Below are 16,791 nucleotides of genomic sequence, written 5' to 3'. Positions count from 1 at the left end.
TGCTCAGGGCCTCTTTTTTTTGATTTCGATTAAAATCCCCATCTCACCAAAAGTCCGGTATACGTCAATCCGCCGCCGAACCCGAACAATACCAGCGTCTGGCCTTCCGACAGTTTTTTTGCTTTCACAGCTTCATCCAAAGCGAGAATAATAGAAACCGATGAAGTGTTGCCGTAATATTCAACGCTTGTCAATGTCCGTTCAAGCGGGAAGGGCAGTTTTTCACAGATGGATTCGATCATCCGCATGTTGGCGCTGTGAGGAACGAACCAATCCAGATCGTCTTTTGAAAAGCCGGCTTTTTCTAAAAGGGCATTGCATTCCTCAGGCACGGTTCTGGCCGCCCATTTATATACTTCGCGCCCGTTTTGCACCATATTTCCTCCGCCTTTAAGCGGCTCGCCGTTTAATTCTGCGCTCAGTCCCGTGCGATACAGCACGTCCGCGCTTCCTCCCGCTGTTCCTTGCACGGCTGCCAAAAAGCCCGGCGCTGATTCGTCGCGTTCCACCAATAGGGCGCCTGCAGCATCTCCGAAAAGAACGCAGGTCGTCCGGTCAGTATAATCCGTTACCTTTGATAATGTTTCACCGGCAATGACAATCACTTTTTGATGGGAACCGGCGGTAATTAATGCGTCTGCGAGCTGAAGGCCGTAAGTGAGTCCGGCGCATGTGGCGTTAATATCAAGCGCTCCCGTGTGCGGCCAGCCGAAGTAAGCCTGCACGCGTGCCGCGGTGCTTGGAAACGCATAGTCCGCCGTCGTTGTGGCGACAAGAATCATATCGACATCATCAAGAGTTCCGCTGTATCGTTCTGCAAGGTTTTTCACCGCTTCCACACACAAATCCGATGTGAATTCATGTTCGCCGGCAATGCGTCTTTCCTTCATACCGGTGCGCTGGACGATCCATTCATCAGATGTATCGACGATGCGCTCTAAATCCGCGTTTGTTAATCGGCGTGCCGGAGCATATGTACCGATTGCTGTAATTTTAGATTTTGACATGAAAAAATCACTCCTTTATATCAGATTATAACACCTGATATTATTACTTGGTACTAATTTTAATAAAAAAACCCAAGCAGCATCCGCTGTTTGGGGAGCATGAGAATTTTATTTGTAAAACGGGCTTGTGTGAACGATTACCAATGACGGCAGCAGCGGCGGCATGAATGATGATGCTTCTTTTTGTCTTTCTTCTTTTTGTCTTTCTTCTTTTTACAAGGGTCTTCTTTTTTCTTTTTACAGTGATCTTTTTCTTTTTTACAGCACCAGAAGGCTGCACCAGACCAATCATCCTCAAACCAATCCTCAAACCAATCATTATGAAACCTTTTCCGCTTGTGCGGTTTACGGCTGATCATACATTTCCCTCCTATGCTCATGCTCCCTTCATTCTATGAAAAAAGAGCAGGAAAAGATTGGACGGGTTATGGATCAAAAGAGTATATTTTAAGAAGAATAAAATTGATAGGAGGAATGACCTGTGGAAAATATGAAACATACGATGGAACTGATTAAAGAACTGGTGTCGATTCCGAGTCCGACGGGCAATACATACGAGGTTGTCGCCTATACAGAAAGTCTTTTAAAAGAATGGGGCGTCTCCTCTTACAGAAACCGCAAAGGCGGTCTTTTTGTCACAATTCCCGGCCGTGATGACAAGAAACACAGATTGCTGACGGCGCATGTCGATACGCTCGGCGCGATGGTAAAGGAAATAAAGTCGGACGGCCGGCTGAAGATTGACTTGATCGGCGGCTTCCGATATCACTCGATTGAAGGGGAATATTGCGAGATCCAAACTTCTTCCGGCAAAACCTATACAGGCACCATCTTAATGCATCAGACTTCAGTGCACGTCTACAAGGACGCCGGCAAGGCAGAGCGGAATCAGGAGAATATGGAAGTCCGCCTTGATGAGCCTGTCCGGACGAAGGAAGAGACGTCCGATCTCGGCATCAGGGTCGGCGATTTCATCTCATTTGACCCGCGCGTGCAGATTACGCCGAGCGGCTTTATTAAGTCCCGGCATCTTGATGACAAAGCGAGCGTGGCTCTGCTCTTGAATTTAATCCGCCGCATCACGGAAGAGAAAATCGAACTTCCGTATACGACGCATTTTCTGATTTCTAATAATGAAGAAATCGGCTACGGCGGCAATTCCAACATTCCTCCTGAGACCGTCGAATACTTGGCTGTTGATATGGGAGCGATCGGCGACGGCCAGTCTACGGATGAATATACCGTCTCCATTTGCGTGAAGGATGCGAGCGGACCGTACCATTATCAGCTCAGAAAACATCTGGCCGGGCTTGCGGAGCGCTATGGCATTGATTATCAGCTTGATATTTATCCGTATTACGGTTCTGATGCCTCAGCAGCCATCCGTTCGGGCCATGACATCGTTCACGGGCTGATCGGCCCGGGAATTGACGCTTCACACGCTTTTGAACGCACGCATGAATTATCGCTTCTTAATACGGCGAAGCTTTTGCACCGGTACGTTCTATCGCCGATGGCATAAAAAACCCTGCGCGGAAATCATTCCGTGCAGGGTTTTCATTTTAACCTGAAATGGTTGTGTTTTGTTCTGTTTTGGCGAGGCTCATGACCTTCGCGCCTTTAACGGGATCATACTGGCCTTCCCATTTTGACATCACAACGGATGCCAGCGCGTTTCCGGTCAGATTGACGACCGTGCGGGCCATGTCCATAATCCGGTCAACACCGGCGATGAATGCAAGGCCTTCTGCAGGAATGTTGAATGCGCCTAATGTCGCAAGCAGGACGACGAAAGAAGTCCCGGGCACGGCAGCCATTCCTTTGGAAGTGACCATCAAGACAAGCACAAGGGTAATCTGCTGCCAAATGGACAAGTCAATGTGGTATACCTGAGCGAGGAATAAAGCGGCGATAGATTGGTACAGCACAGATCCGTCTAAGTTAAAGGTATATCCGATCGGCACAACAAAGGAAACAATACCTTTCGGACAGCCGATCTTCTCCATTTTTTCCATAACGCGGGGGAGTACGGTTTCGGAGCTTGACGTACTGAACGCTAATAAAATTTCATCCTTCATATAGGCGAGGAATTTGAAAATGTTTACTCCGGCAAGCTTTCCGACGATTCCGAATACAACAATGAGAAAGAAAGCCAAAGCTACATACACTAAACCGACCAGTTTACCGAGTGAAAGCAGGGAACTGAGCCCAAATTTGGAAACGGTAACACCAATCAACGCAAAAACACCAAACGGCGCAACTTTCATGACGAGGTTCACAACATGGAACATCGCATGAGAAACACCTTCAAAGAAGGCCAAGACAGGCTTTCCTTTTTCACCGATTGCCGAGATGCCGAGTGCAAACAGCACGGTAAAGCAGATGATGGCAAGCAGATCTCCTTCGGCTAATGATTGGAAGAAGTTTGTCGGTACGATATGCAGGAATGTGTCTGCGATAGATTTGTTATTTTGTTCTTTTTCTGTTTCAACATATTGACTGATATCTGTCTTTTGAGCTTCATGTATATTAACGCCTGTTCCCGGATGAAACAGATTCGCCAAAGCCAGCCCGAGAATAATGGCAAAAGTGGTAATGATCTCAAAATACAAAATCGTTTTGAAGCCTAATTTTCCGACTTGTTTTCCGCTTCCCGCGCCGGCAACGCCGATGATTAAGCTGGAGACGACAATTGGAATCACTATCATTTTGATTAAGCGTAAAAACAAATCGCCGATAGGCTGTAAATATGTTGGAATGGCGGGATTGCCGTACCAGATGACACCGACTACAACCCCTAGTATGAGTCCGACGAAAATTTGCGTCGCTAGTCCAAAGCGTAATTTTTTCATAGATTACCTCCCGAAGAAAAAAGTGCAATAAGTATCTAAAAAGATAGCTATTAGAACAAATTATAATAGAAAAGAAAACAATCCGTCTATAGAAAAATATAGATTGAAAATACTGAATCTTTTAAAACGTACAGATAATTGCTAATAATGGTGAATAACGCCCTATTCAGAAAGTATAATGACGGCCGAAAAAACAGGCGCCGCACAACTTAGAATTGTGCGGCGCCCTATTGTCACATATCCTTAATTTTCAAGCAGTCATTGCACAGATTAATGTGACACTCATACTGCTCAACAATCTCATTTCCGCATTCTTCGCATTTCTTACCGGGTAAATTTCTGAAAAAATCCGACATCTTTTCCAACATACCCATCCCTCTTTCATTGTTTTGTCTCTACATTGTATTATAACAGTTTTGGAAAATCAACGGCTGTTTTGGCACAATGTTTAAAACATGCAATTTGTACGAAAAATAGGTATATTGGAGGAAAGGATCTTTTTATCCTAAACATTCGGAGGATCATATGAAAATTACAGTCATTGGATGCTGCGGCGGATTTCCGGCCGCAAACGAAGCAACTTCAGGCTATCTGTTTCAGTCCGGCGGCTATTCTCTGCTCGTCGATTGCGGAAGCGCCGTATTATCAAAGCTGTTTGCCTATGTTCCGGCAGAAGAGCTTGATGCCGTCATTTTGTCCCATTATCACCATGATCATATCGCTGATATCGGGCCGCTTCAATTTGCCAAACAGGTCGGCTCCTTTCTCGGAAAAGGGACGCATGCACTGCCGATTTACGGGCATGATGCTGATATAGAACAGTTTGAGCGTCTTACATATAAAACGCATACAAAAGGAGTGGCCTATCAGCCGGACCGCCCGCTTTCTGCCGGGCCGTTCACCATTACCTTTCTGAAAACGGTGCATCCGGTCACTTGTTATGCGATGCGGATTACTGACGGTTCAGCTTCTGTTGTGTATACGGCTGATTCAAGCTACCAGAACGCGTTTATCCCGTTTGCGGAAAATGCCGATCTGCTGATCTGCGAGTGCAATTTTTACGCAGACCAGGACGGCACGTCAGCCGGCCATATGAACAGTTTGGAAGCCGGACGTATCGCGAAGGAGGCCGGAGCGGGGGAGCTGATTCTCACGCATCTGCCTCATTTCGGCGAGCACCGGAAGCTGAAAGAAGAAGCGGAATCCGTGTTCGGGGGCGAAGTGACAATCGCCGCTTCCGGATTGAAGTGGGAGAAATAAAGGAGGAGCACCATGTTATTTATCGACAACCAAAACATAACCGACCCGAGGATCAACCTCGCGATCGAGGAATATTGCGTGAAGCATCTCGACCCTGAACAGACATACCTGCTGTTTTATGTCAATCAGCCGTCGATTATCATCGGGAAGAACCAAAACACAATAGAAGAAATCAATACGAAATACGTAGAAGATAACGGAATCATCGTCGTCCGCAGGCTGTCAGGAGGCGGTGCGGTTTACCATGACCTCGGGAATCTGAATTTCAGTTTTATCACCAAGGATGACGGCGACAGCTTTCACAATTTCAAAAAATTCACCGAACCCGTTATTCAGGCGCTGCGCCAGCTCGGTGTGGAAGCTGAATTAAGCGGCCGAAACGACATCGTCGCAGACGGCAGAAAAATTTCCGGCAACGCTCAATTTTCGACGAAAGGGCGTATTTTCAGCCACGGAACATTAATGCTGGATTCCGCCATTGACCATGTTGTGTCAGCCTTGAAAGTGAAAAAAGACAAAATCGAATCAAAAGGCATTAAGTCAATCAGAAGCCGTGTCGCCAACATCAGCGAGTTTCTTGATGACAAAATGACGGCGGACGAATTCAAAAAGCATCTGCTTCACCATATTTTTAATACAAATGATCTTTCCGAAGTGCCGGAATATAAACTGACCGATGAAGACTGGAAAGCGATCCGGAAGATTTCCGAAGAGCGCTATCAAAACTGGGACTGGAATTTCGGCAGGTCGCCCGCATTTAATCTTCAGCATTCGAAACGTTATCCGGTCGGATCGATTGATCTGCGTCTTGAAGTGAAAAAAGGAATCATTCAGGACTGCAAAATTTTCGGTGATTTCTTCGGTGCGAAAGATGTGAGTGAAGTCGAACAGGCGCTGACCGGAAAACAGTATGACAGAACCGCTATCAGGGAGGTGCTGGCCGGAATCGATCTGAAACAGTATTTCGGCAAAATAGAGCTGGAAGATTTCCTCGAGCTGATTTATTAGAACATTTGCCGAACGCATGATTTGAATCAGCGCCCGTTTTTGTGAAATGATAGAACCATAATGAATGGGGAGGGATCATGATGAAAGTATTTCTCATCGGAGCAAACGGACAGATCGGACAGCGGCTGACCGGGCTGTTTCAAAAAGACGGCACGCATACGCTGCGGGCGATGGTCCGGAAACAAGAGCAGAAAGAAGCGCTTCAAGCCGCGGGAACAGAAGCCGTTCTTGCAGATTTGGAAGGAAGCACGGAAGACATCGCGAAAGCCGCTGAAGGCTGTGACGCGATTGTGTTTACCGCCGGATCAGGGGGAAGCACCGGATACGATAAGACGCTTTTGATTGATCTTGACGGAGCGGCGAAAGCGATAGAAGCGGCAAAGAAAGCCGGCATCAAGCGGTTCATTATGGTAAGCGCCCTGCAGGCTCATAACCGCGGCAATTGGAATGAAGCGCTGAAGCCGTATTACGCCGCAAAGCATTATGCGGATAAAATTCTTGAAGCGAGCGGTCTGACGTATACGATTATCCGGCCGGGCGGGTTATTAAATGATCCCGGCACGGGAAATATCAAAGCCGCGGCCGATTTAGAAAGAGGCTCCATTTCAAGAGACGATGTCGCCAAGACCGTTATCGCATCCCTTGATGAACCGAATACGTATGAAAAAGCGTTCGATCTGACAGCGGGCAGCACGCCGGTCAGTGAAGCGCTGAAACAATTATAGTTTCCGGTTTTACGGCACTCGGGGCTTTTTGCCCTTGAGTGTTTTTCTATATTTTTCTATAATAAAAGTGAACGTTTATTCCGGATAAATGAATGACTATTCATTCATTACTTTTTTAAAGGGGTGGGAAAATGAATCTGGTTTCCAAATTGGAAGAAACGGCATCGCAGAAACCGGAAAAACCAGCTTGTCTGTTTCAAGATCAGTACATGACGTATGAGGAGCTGGCAGGTAAAATCAAAGCATTTGCAAACGGCTTGGAGGACAGGGGACTGAAAAAAGGGGATCATCTCGCGCTGCTGCTCGGAAATACGCCTGATTTTGTTATTGCGTTTTTCGGCGCGTTAAAAGCGGGAATTGTCGTCATACCTGTTAATCCGGCATATACACCTTCAGAAATCGCATACATGCTGAAAAACGGCGATGTCAAAGCGATCGCCGGCATCGACCTTTTAATTCCCGTATTTGAAAGCCTGCACGGCTCGCTGCCGCTGCTGGAGCATATCATGATCAGCCAGACAGCAGAGAACGCTCCATCGACAGAAGACCCTCAATTGCGCTTAAAAATGACAACGTTTACAAAAATGCTCCGCCCGGCGGAGCGCAACAGAACTTATCCGACATTGTCCAAAGATGATACTGCCGTCATTTTATACACCTCAGGGACGACCGGAAAACCGAAAGGCGCCATGCTCACCCATCAGAATCTTTTCTCCAATGCAAATGATGTCGCCGGATACTTAGGAATGAATGAGAAAGACAAAATTGTGGCGGCATTGCCGATGTTTCACGTTTTTTGTTTAACCGTTTGTATGAATGCGCCTCTGATGAGCGGAGCGTGTGTCTTAATCGAGCCGCAATTCAGCCCGGCTTCTGTGTTTAAACTGATTAAAAGCCGTCAGGCAACCATTTTTGCCGGCGTACCGACGATGTATAACTATCTGTATCAATACGAGCACGGCAAGGCGGAGGATTTTGCGTCCGTCAGACTGTGCATTTCAGGCGGGGCCTCCATGCCGGTCGCTCTGTTGCAGACGTTTGAACAAACCTTTGACGTCACCATTCTGGAGGGGTACGGACTTTCTGAAGCGTCGCCGGTTACTTGTTTTAATCCGTTTGACCGGGGGAGAAAGCCCGGCTCGATCGGGACGAATATTTTACATGTCGAAAATAAAGTCGTCGATACACTCGGACGCGAATTGCCCGACCATCAAGTGGGAGAATTGATCGTGAAAGGGCCGAATGTAATGAAAGGCTATTACAAGATGCCCGAGGAAACGGAGCACGCGCTGAAAGACGGCTGGCTGTACACGGGTGATTTGGCGAAGCGCGACGAAGACGGTTATTTTTATATCGTCGACAGAAAAAAAGATATGATTCTCGTCGGCGGATACAACGTCTATCCGCGCGAAGTAGAAGAAGTGCTCTACAGCCATGAGGGCATTAAAGAAGCCGTGGTCATCGGCGTTCCTGACGCCAAAACGGGGGAAGCGGTGCATGCTTATATAGTGCCTGGGGACGGTGAGCTGACAGAGCAGGCGGTTTTTGATTACTGTGAAACACATTTGGCAAAATATAAACGGCCGGCGGAAGTGGTTTTTCTTGATGAGATTCCGAAGAACGCGACCGGGAAGCTGCTGAGACGGGCGGTCCGGGACATGCTTCCGAAATGACGGACGAAAAGCGAAGCCGGGGGGCTTCGCTTTTACATGCTGATCCGGTCAGCTCTGTGATTCTTCCTTAATGATGCTTTGCACAAGCTTCGTATCATGCCGGGTCAGTTTGTAATACGTGTTTTTATACTTGTACATCATATAATTGCCGCTTTCGAGCCACATGCTGAATGAATCAAAACGGTCTTCATGGTATTTGACCGTTCCGTCGTAATCGGGAGATACGCTTTTGGTCAGTTTGACTTGTTTTCCTTGGTTCAAGATATCGAGCATATCTTTTACATTCTGCCTGTCTTTAATTTTGATTTCTTTTTTTCCGTGCTCAGACAGAATAATCAGATCTGCGTTGCTTGATGGAAACACATCGCCGGTCCGGCTGTATACATAGAAGAAAGCAATAACCAAAAGGGCGATTACTACAATAAACGCGATTATTTTTTTCATATTCATCACTCCGTCTTTTAGTCTTTCCCGCTTCCTGTTGTTCCATTCTTTTCTGTTGTGAAAAGATTAACATCCGTTTCGGAGGCTTGGTTCTATTTATTTGCATTTATGCTTACAATAGGAGTAAGTCATAAGGCTAAGGAGGGAGACTTCCATGCGCAAATGGATAGCGGCAGCGGGACTTGCCTATGTGCTGTACGGCCTTTTTTTCTATTGGTATTTCTTTATGACAGGAGACTCCGCCGTCCCGGAGGCCGTAAAGGGAACGAAAGCCGATCCGTCCTCGTTTATGGACCCGGGCCGCCTGGCAGCCGCTGAAAACTTTTCAAATGTAAAGGATTTTTTATTCTTCATCGGAGCGCCGTTAGATTGGTTTTTATTTTTTCTGCTGCTCATTACGGGGCTTGCCAAAAAAATAAAGCACTGGCTCGAAGCAGCGGTGCGCTTTCGGGTGCTGCAAATTGTAAGCTTCGTATTTGTGATTTCACTCATCGTTACGGCGGCTTCGCTTCCGCTTGAGTGGATCGGATATCGGGTTTCGCTTGCGTATCATATTTCGACGCAGACAGCAGCAAGCTGGATAAGAGACCATGTCATTGATTTCTGGATCAGTTTTCCGCTGTTTGCCGTGTGTGTGCTTGTGTTTTACTGGCTGATCACAAAGCATACAAAAAAATGGTGGTTTTACGCTTGGTGTCTTACTGTGCCGTTTACCCTGTTTTTGTTTTTCCTGCAGCCGGTCGTGATTGATCCTTTATACAATGATTTTTATCCGCTGAAAGACAAGGAGCTGGAAAGCAAAATTTTGTCGCTTGCCGACAAGGCCGACATTCCGGCCAGCCATGTTTATGAAGTAAATATGTCGGAGAAAACGAATGCGCTGAATGCGTATGTGACGGGGATCGGTTCGAATAAGCGGATCGTTTTGTGGGATACGACGCTTAACAAACTGAAGGATCGGGAAATTTTGTTCATTATGGGGCATGAGATGGGGCACTATGTGATGAAGCACGTGTACATCGGACTGGCCGGGTATCTGCTGCTGTCATTAGCCGGGTTCTATATCATTGACAAGCTTTATAAGCGGCTGTCCAAATTCTTCGGCCGAATGCTTCATATAAAGGGGCCTGAAGATCTGGCTGCCCTCCCGCTGTTATTGCTGCTCATATCCGTTCTCAGTTTTGCTTCTGATCCGATTACGAATGCCGTCTCCAGATATCAGGAAAACGCCGCCGACCGCTACGGCATTGAGCTGACCGGAAACCGGGAAGCGGCGATTGAGACGTTTCAGGACTTGGCCGATACGGGACTGAGCCGGGTCAACCCGCCGTTTCTCGTCAAAATTTTCAGAGGGAGCCACCCATCGATCATGGAGCGGATTGAACATGCGGAGGAAGAAAAATAATAAAAAAACCGGCGGGGCCATGCCCGACGCCGGTTTTTTTATGTTTTACTGAGCTGCCGCCTGTACGTTGATCAGCCCTTTTCCGTAGTAGAAAGCATCACCAAGTTTTGTAGTGGTGTTTTCTAAACTGCTGCGGACTTGAGTGTTTGTCCAGTTCGGGTGCTTAGAAAGAATCAAAGCAGCCGCTCCGGCAACGTGCGGAGATGCCATTGACGTACCATTGTACGCGCCGTATTTGTTTCCAGGAAGCGTGCTTTGGATAGAGACGCCTGGTGCCATGACATCAAGCTCAGAACCTACGCTTGAGAAAGATGCTCTTTGGTTGCTGCTGTTAACAGCGCCTACCGCGATGACAGAAGGATATTTACCAGGGTAGCCCACTGTGCTTGAGCCGCCGGAAGTGCCTTCGTTACCGGCTGCCGCAACCACTACGACGCCGGAAGCAACGGCTTTGTCAACTGCCGCTTTTAACGCTGCAGAACCAGAAGGTCCGCCGAGGCTCATGTTAATAACGTCCATATTGTTTGCGATCGCCCACTCAATTCCGTTAATGATCCAGCTGTACTGGCCGGAACCGTCAGCGCCGAGAACTTTTACAGCGTAAAGAGATGCGCTTGGCGCAACGCCTAATACACCGATTGAGTTATTAAGAGCCGCAACTGTACCGGCAACGTGAGTTCCGTGGGAGTTGTTGTCTTGGAAAGGATTTGTTTCAGAAGGTACCATGCTGGCTCCGCCTGCTACCTTTAAATCAGAATGAGAAGAATCGATACCGCTGTCGATAACCGCTACTTTAACATTTGATCCGGTGAAGCCTTGAGAGTGCAGAGCAGGGGCTTTAATTTGTGATACGCCGTAAGGCACGGACTGCGCGTACGCTTTTGCAACGTGATCTTCTTCAACGTAAGCGACGCTAGGGTCTTTTTTCAGCTCTTTTACAGCTTTTTCACTTAATGTAGCTGAAGCTGCGTCTACATATTTGAATTGCTTTTGCACTTTCCCGCCTTTTTCAGAAATGACATCTTTTTTCTTGGCGGCGCTCATCGTGCTCATTGTCTGTTTAAATCCGACAATGTATTTCTTTTCCCCGTTTGATTTCCCTGCCGCCTGGGCAGGAGACGTGCTGCCGAACGCCATCGTAAAGATTAACGCTAAAGCAAACAGCAAACTGATCCATACCTTTTTGCCTCTCACTCTTTATCCACTCCTTTTTTCTTTTGCAGAACAACCAATAGACAGATTATTCTGTGGATTAATTGTATAGCATGGAATAATATTTTAGTAGACCCAATTTTTTTCAGTTTGTTTTATTTCTATTTAGGTATATCATCTCTCTTTCGTTTAATAGGAACCCGAAATATTTAAATTTTAATGGAAAAAACCGATGGAAGGACATGAGTATTTGTACACAGCCGCAATCGCTCTCTTGTTTGCTGGGTCGAACGGTTTGATTCCATTTTTGGAAGCTGAGGCAAAAACAGGATAAATGTCACCTTTTGTTGAATGCAGAAGTCTGATGGAAACGAAAGCGGAATGAAATAAAGCGGCCGGCATGAATCAGTCTTCGGCTTTCTTGACAGAGAAAAGCTGTGAAACCATTTTATAAAAATAATGATAATGAATATCATTGATACTTATATTGTCAATGATATAATTGCGGAAAAACGAAAGAGGGGGAACAGATGAAACCAATTTTCAGTATGCTGATGATCGTATCTTTTCTCTTCATAACGGGATGCTCAGAACAGAAACATGAAATCGCCGTCAGGCACGATCTGGGGACCGCGCATGTGACTGCGCACCCGCAGCGCATCGCCGTATTGAATGAGGGCTTTATTGACACCCTCCATGATCTCGGCATAAAGCCGGCGGCCGCCGCGGATAACCGGACGGAGCGAAACGACGGCAGTCCGTCCGTCGGGCCCCCGTCATATCCCGATTTGAAAAAGATCACTTCGTTAAAACCCGATCTCATCATTGCAGACTCAAGCCTTCACAGGGGGATATACCGAAAACTGACAAAGATCGCTCCGACAATCGCTTTAAAAAATGAAGCTGCGGATTATCAGCATGCGGTTGACGCTGCCCTTACTATTGAAAAGGCGGTCGGTAAAGAGGGCATCATAGAGAAACAATTGTCGGCTCAGGAAGAAAAGCTGAATGACATCAAAAGAAAGCTGGATGCAGAAGGCGGCACGATTTTATTAATTGACGCTGCAAATGACAGCATTTCCGTAAAGGATGACCGGTTTTTCACATCCCGGCTTTTGACGCTTGCAGGGTTTACATATGCCGTCCAGACGGATTCCGGCGGGAAATCAGACTCTATCAAAATGACGCCCGGGCAGCTTTTGCATATCGATCCTGATTACATCGTACTGTTGGACGGTGAGAAAGAACTCGAAAAAAATCACCTCTGGAAACAGCTGACGGCCGTAAAAAACGGACACGTTTACCGCGCGGACAGGGCGGTATGGACGGAGCGCCGGAGCATTGACGGTGCGGACGCCATATTACATGATCTGCAGAAAAAAATGCTCGCCAAAAAGGCCCAAAACTGAATTCGGGCCTTTTTGTTATGATTCTGACAGGTGGCTGCTTACATTGTAATCTTTGACGCGCCACTTATTTTCAATTCGTTCGATATTGCTCAGGCACGCATTGACAAGCTTAGCGTTTTGTATGTCGGTATCACCGTCTGAAATGGCGGACAAGAGGGCGTGAATGGCTGCGCCGTGAGCGACGATCAGTACTTTTTGCTCAGGAAACCGCTCCTGAACTTTCACTAAACCGGCAAGCATTCTGTCTGTCAGCTCTTCTGCTGTTTCCATGTTCGGGTAGTTTTTATCCGGGTAGCGCTTTGACCGTTCCGGTAAAGACATTCCTTCCGCATCACCGTAGCTCCGTTCTCTGAAATCTTCCATGACGACAATGGGAAGATTCAAAAACCCGTTAATAATGTCAGCTGTTTTTCTGGCCCGTTTCATCGGGCTTGAGACGATGACATCCCATTCGGACCCCTTTAAGTACTCTCCAGTTTCTTTCGCCTGACGCTCTCCCGTCGCATTTAACGGAATATCCGATTTGCCTTGAAGTTTCTTTTGGGCGTTCCAATCAGTCTCTCCATGTCTTACTAAACAAACGGCAGTCATAAAGTCTCCACTCCGATCAATTTTTTATCGATATCATCTATTATACTGCCGTTACGTTAACACTTCAAAGAGAAGCGCCAGTCCGACTCCCCCTCCGCTGCCGATTGCTGCTGCTGCGTAGCGGGCATCCGGGCGTCTTTTTGCTTCGTAAAAAAGCCGGGTGACAAGCGCCGCCCCGGAAGCCCCGTACGGATGCCCGACCGCCAGAGCGCCGCCCCGGACATTTATTTTAGAATACGGCACTTGAAGCTGCTGTGAAAAAACGCATATTTTGACGGCAAACGCCTCGTTGATTTCGTATATATCAATATCATCCGGTGACAGGTCCCGTTCCTTCAAAAGCTTTTTGACGGCATACACCGGAGCTGCTGACGGATAATGCGGATGGACGCCGCTTACCGCGCTTCCGATAAAACGCAATCCCGGCTTTAAACCGAGAGACCGCGCTTTTTGTTCTTCCATCACACAAACTGCCGCCGCCCCGTCAGAAATTCCGCAGCAGTTGGCGGCGGTGACAGAGCCTCCGGACTGAAAGACGGGTTTGGCGCGGGAGATGAGAGGCTCCATGTTCCGCTTTTTCAGCATGTTTTCGTCAGCGGCGAATCCGTGACAGGGAAGAATTTCCCGGCGGTACAAGCCGTCTTCGTGCGCTTTGACGCTCCGTTCATAGCTGAGAAGGGCATATTCGTCCTGCATCTTTCTCGTTACGCCGTAAGCCTGTGCCGTATACTCGGCCGCTATGCCCATATCAGGATCGCCGATGTGTTCAGGAGAAAAGCGCGCCCGGGATGAGAAAGGGGAACGGCTGCTGCTTTCCGCTCCTCCCGCGATGTACGTGCTCCCCGCGCCGGCTTTGACAAAGTGGCACGCGACCCTCACGGCGTCCAGTCCGGAGCCGCACTGCCTGTCGATGGTCGTACCGGACACGCTCAAAGGAAGTCCGGCGGCCAAGGCTGACAGCCGGGCGAGATTCCCGCCGCGGCCCGTCGCGTTTCCGATCAGGACTTCATCAATGTCTTCGGGCATGTTCCGGCTCAAATGGCGGATCAGCGGAGCTGCCAAATCTTCTGGGAGACAGTCTTTTAACAGGCCGTTTTCCCGGGCGAAAATCGTCCGTTTCGCATCCGTAATTACAGCTTCCATTCCATCATGTCCTTTGCCTGCTTTTGTACGGCGGCACGGGCGATCTTTCCGCCGGCTGTTTCCGGTATTTCTGAAAACAGCCATTTTTTCGGGATTTTATATGCCGCCAGCTGCTCGCGGCACTGTTTCTTCAGTTCCTTTACATTTGCATGTCCGTCGATCACCGCAACGGCGATGCTGCCCCAATAATCATCAGGAATGCCGATGACGGCCGCTTTTCTGACGCCCGGACAGCGGTTGAGCACACGTTCTATCTCTTCAGGGAATACATTCAGGCCGCCTGATACGATCATCCCGTTTTCACGTCCTTCGATATAAAGATAGCCTTCACGATCGATATATCCCATGTCATCAACCGTCATCCAGCCGGAATCATCAGGTTTTGCGCCATTGATGTATCCGGAAAATTTCATCGGGCTGTTCACAAAAATCTTCCCCGTTTCGCCCGGCATGCAGCGTTCTCCTCCGGGGCGGCGGATTTCGATTGTAACATTTTCAAACGGACGGCCCGCCGCGTCAGGCTTTCGGGCGCTGTCTTCAGGCGATAAGAACGCCACGAAACTCAGCTCAGACGTTCCGTAAAAATCGTACAACTGCAAATGGGGATAGCGCTCTGACAGCGCTTGTTTTGATGAAGCGGGCCAGTCTGCACCGGAAGAAATCACCTTGAGCGGTGTATCGGGAAACGCCTCTAGTGAGAGCAGGGCGTCCGTCATTGTCGGAACGGTATATAGAACGTCAGCTTGTCTGAGCCGGTCTTTCATTCCAGCCGGATTGAATTTTCTTTGAAGGATGACGGTTCCGCCGATAAACAAAGTGCTGACGGCGCCGTATAAAAAGTGTGACGAGCGAAGCGTGCCCGGTACCAGCACTTTGTCATCAGGGGAAATGCCGAATTCACGTTTCGTACAAGAAAAGCTCTCCAGCCACGAACGGTGAGAGCGGGTGAAGGCTTTCGGCTTACCGGTCGATCCCGAGGTGAATCCGATAAAAAAGGGCAGGCCGGCGTTTTTGATCAAAGCGCCTTCCGTTTTTTCCGCCTCGATCAAAGGCCTGCATTCATCCCACAGGATGACAGGCGTTTTGACGCCGTCCAGTCTGCCGCTCAGCCGGCGGTCACAGATGACGAGGTCGGTTTTGCTGATGTTCAGCTGATCCGCGAGTTCCGCCGCTGCCGAGCGGGGATCTAACGGAACCGCCGTGCAGCCGGCATGCGCCGCCCCTGCGAAAAGTTGTAAAAAAGGGATGCCGTTCGGCAGTAATATTGCAATGTTTTCCGGCTTACCTGAAAGGCTGCCAAGCCAGTTTGCGGTTTGGTTTACCAGCCTGTTCCAAGTTTGATAGGTGATCTGTTCTGTTTCTGTCTGAATTGCGATCTGTTCCGGCGCTTGTCCGGCTGTATCTGAATATGATGATGTAATCATGATGACTAAAATCAGCTTCCTTTCGTCGGCAAAAGCCGGCTTGCTTGAAGAGTTTTTCTGATTCTTACGGCTGCGAATGAGGCTGCGGCCGCTTTAAGCAGATCTCCGGGCACATAGATGAGGCTGAGCTTTACGGCAGTCAAGATATCAATGTGCATCATAAAAGCCTGAACGGGAATGCCGATGACATACAAAAACAGCACGCCGAACAAGAACTGTCTGATAAACAAATGGGGGACAGCAGCTGAGCGAAGGCCTTGGATGCTGAGGCTCAGCAGTAATGCCGCCAGCGGATATGCGATGAGATATCCGGCGCTCGGCCCGAAAAAAACCCCGAACCCGCCTCTGCCGCCTGAAAGGAGAGGCGCTCCGCATGCCACAATCAGCAAAAACAGCAATTGGCTTAAAAACGCCGCTTTCGGTTTTAGGATGCTTCCCGATAAGAGCACACCGATCGTCTGGAGCGTAATCGGAACCGGCGTAAAGGATAAGAAAAGCGGCGGGAGCAGCCCCAAAAGTCCCATAATGGCGGTAAACACGGCAATATGCATCATTTCTGTCAATTTCATTATGTATTCCTCCAGCTTATCAAAATATGTTTATACAATAAAGCGAGTCTTTATATATGTCAACTCTATTATATTTTGGGTTAACATTAAAAAGACCGGCCCTTTATGAAAAAGGCCGGTCGGTTTATC

At 48.2% G+C, this 16,791-nt stretch carries 17 protein-coding genes; 7 read left to right on the top strand and 10 right to left on the bottom strand.

Annotation, left to right across the window (positions count from 1 at the left end; all coding sequences use genetic code 11):
• Window positions 1-29: 29 nt before the first annotated feature.
• Window positions 30-1,007, bottom strand: a complete 978-nt coding sequence (gene fabHB, locus HWY38_RS11645) for a beta-ketoacyl-ACP synthase III FabHB (protein WP_003155217.1) — start codon at window positions 1,005-1,007, stop codon at window positions 30-32.
• Window positions 1,008-1,144: 137 nt separating this feature from the next.
• Complete coding sequence (locus HWY38_RS11640) at window positions 1,145-1,366, bottom strand: hypothetical protein (protein WP_003155215.1); 222 nt, start codon at window positions 1,364-1,366, stop codon at window positions 1,145-1,147.
• A gap of 131 nt (window positions 1,367-1,497) precedes the next feature.
• Between HWY38_RS11640 and HWY38_RS11635 the strand changes: the two genes are divergently transcribed.
• Window positions 1,498-2,529 carry a M42 family metallopeptidase gene (locus tag HWY38_RS11635; RefSeq protein ID WP_211484957.1) on the top strand — a complete coding sequence of 344 codons (1,032 nt, stop codon included), beginning with the start codon at window positions 1,498-1,500 and terminating at the stop codon, window positions 2,527-2,529.
• Window positions 2,530-2,569: 40 nt separating this feature from the next.
• Here HWY38_RS11635 and HWY38_RS11630 read toward each other — a convergent pair whose 3' ends face one another.
• Together HWY38_RS11630 and yhfH are read right to left on the bottom strand one after the other, a co-directional pair.
• Entirely contained in the window at window positions 2,570-3,859 is a 1,290-nt protein-coding gene (locus HWY38_RS11630; RefSeq protein ID WP_003155211.1) for a cation:dicarboxylate symporter family transporter, read from the bottom strand.
• A 233-nt stretch (window positions 3,860-4,092) separates the two neighbouring features.
• Window positions 4,093-4,215 (bottom strand): protein YhfH, encoded by a 123-nt coding sequence (gene yhfH / locus HWY38_RS11625; RefSeq protein WP_370465857.1) that lies wholly within the window; start codon window positions 4,213-4,215, stop codon window positions 4,093-4,095.
• A gap of 169 nt (window positions 4,216-4,384) precedes the next feature.
• On the opposite strand from yhfH, the gene HWY38_RS11620 reads away from it, so the two are divergent.
• From HWY38_RS11620 to HWY38_RS11605, 4 genes are all read left to right on the top strand, one after another.
• On the top strand, window positions 4,385-5,119 hold the full coding sequence (locus tag HWY38_RS11620; protein ID WP_224181890.1) for an MBL fold metallo-hydrolase: 735 nt from the start codon (window positions 4,385-4,387) through the stop codon (window positions 5,117-5,119).
• Between the two features lie 12 nt (window positions 5,120-5,131).
• Window positions 5,132-6,127, top strand: a complete 996-nt coding sequence (gene lplJ, locus HWY38_RS11615) for a lipoate--protein ligase LplJ (RefSeq protein WP_224181889.1) — start codon at window positions 5,132-5,134, stop codon at window positions 6,125-6,127.
• Window positions 6,128-6,207: 80 nt separating this feature from the next.
• Entirely contained in the window at window positions 6,208-6,852 is a 645-nt protein-coding gene (locus HWY38_RS11610) for an SDR family oxidoreductase (RefSeq protein WP_032874359.1), read from the top strand.
• 131 nt (window positions 6,853-6,983) lie between these two features.
• On the top strand, window positions 6,984-8,525 hold the full coding sequence (locus tag HWY38_RS11605) for a fatty acid--CoA ligase family protein (RefSeq protein ID WP_224181888.1): 1,542 nt from the start codon (window positions 6,984-6,986) through the stop codon (window positions 8,523-8,525).
• A gap of 48 nt (window positions 8,526-8,573) precedes the next feature.
• Here HWY38_RS11605 and HWY38_RS11600 read toward each other — a convergent pair whose 3' ends face one another.
• A complete protein-coding gene (locus HWY38_RS11600; protein WP_003155199.1) occupies window positions 8,574-8,969 on the bottom strand; it encodes a hypothetical protein in 396 nt (131 codons plus the stop codon).
• Between the two features lie 154 nt (window positions 8,970-9,123).
• On the opposite strand from HWY38_RS11600, the gene HWY38_RS11595 reads away from it, so the two are divergent.
• Entirely contained in the window at window positions 9,124-10,374 is a 1,251-nt protein-coding gene (locus tag HWY38_RS11595) for a M48 family metallopeptidase (RefSeq protein WP_003155197.1), read from the top strand.
• 45 nt (window positions 10,375-10,419) lie between these two features.
• Here the strand turns inward: HWY38_RS11595 and HWY38_RS11590 are convergent, their stop codons facing one another.
• The gene (locus HWY38_RS11590; RefSeq protein ID WP_224181887.1) at window positions 10,420-11,568 is read right to left on the bottom strand and encodes a S8 family peptidase; all 1,149 of its coding nucleotides are present in this window, start codon (window positions 11,566-11,568) and stop codon (window positions 10,420-10,422) included.
• 488 nt (window positions 11,569-12,056) lie between these two features.
• Here HWY38_RS11590 and HWY38_RS11585 point away from each other — a divergent pair, with 488 nt between their 5' ends.
• Window positions 12,057-12,935, top strand: a complete 879-nt coding sequence (locus HWY38_RS11585) for an ABC transporter substrate-binding protein (protein ID WP_224181886.1) — start codon at window positions 12,057-12,059, stop codon at window positions 12,933-12,935.
• 15 nt (window positions 12,936-12,950) lie between these two features.
• Here HWY38_RS11585 and HWY38_RS11580 read toward each other — a convergent pair whose 3' ends face one another.
• Genes HWY38_RS11580 through HWY38_RS11565 form a run of 4 tightly spaced genes read right to left on the bottom strand, consistent with a single transcriptional unit; the run spans window position 12,951 to window position 16,662 of the window.
• Entirely contained in the window at window positions 12,951-13,526 is a 576-nt protein-coding gene (locus tag HWY38_RS11580; protein WP_007610462.1) for a histidine phosphatase family protein, read from the bottom strand.
• 51 nt (window positions 13,527-13,577) lie between these two features.
• Window positions 13,578-14,669, bottom strand: a complete 1,092-nt coding sequence (locus tag HWY38_RS11575) for an acetyl-CoA C-acyltransferase (protein ID WP_224181885.1) — start codon at window positions 14,667-14,669, stop codon at window positions 13,578-13,580.
• Complete coding sequence (locus tag HWY38_RS11570; RefSeq protein ID WP_224181884.1) at window positions 14,657-16,093, bottom strand: acyl-CoA synthetase; 1,437 nt, start codon at window positions 16,091-16,093, stop codon at window positions 14,657-14,659. The genes HWY38_RS11575 and HWY38_RS11570 overlap by 13 nt, the downstream gene beginning before the upstream one ends.
• Before the next feature lie 11 nt (window positions 16,094-16,104).
• Complete coding sequence (locus tag HWY38_RS11565; RefSeq protein WP_003155185.1) at window positions 16,105-16,662, bottom strand: biotin transporter BioY; 558 nt, start codon at window positions 16,660-16,662, stop codon at window positions 16,105-16,107.
• Between the last annotated feature and the right edge of the window lie 129 nt (window positions 16,663-16,791).

The organism is Bacillus sp. KS1 (assembly GCF_020075515.1).
GTDB lineage: Bacteria > Bacillota > Bacilli > Bacillales > Bacillaceae > Bacillus > Bacillus velezensis.
The sequence above is the reverse complement of the archived record's forward strand: the minus strand, read 5'-3'. Positions and strand labels throughout refer to the sequence as shown.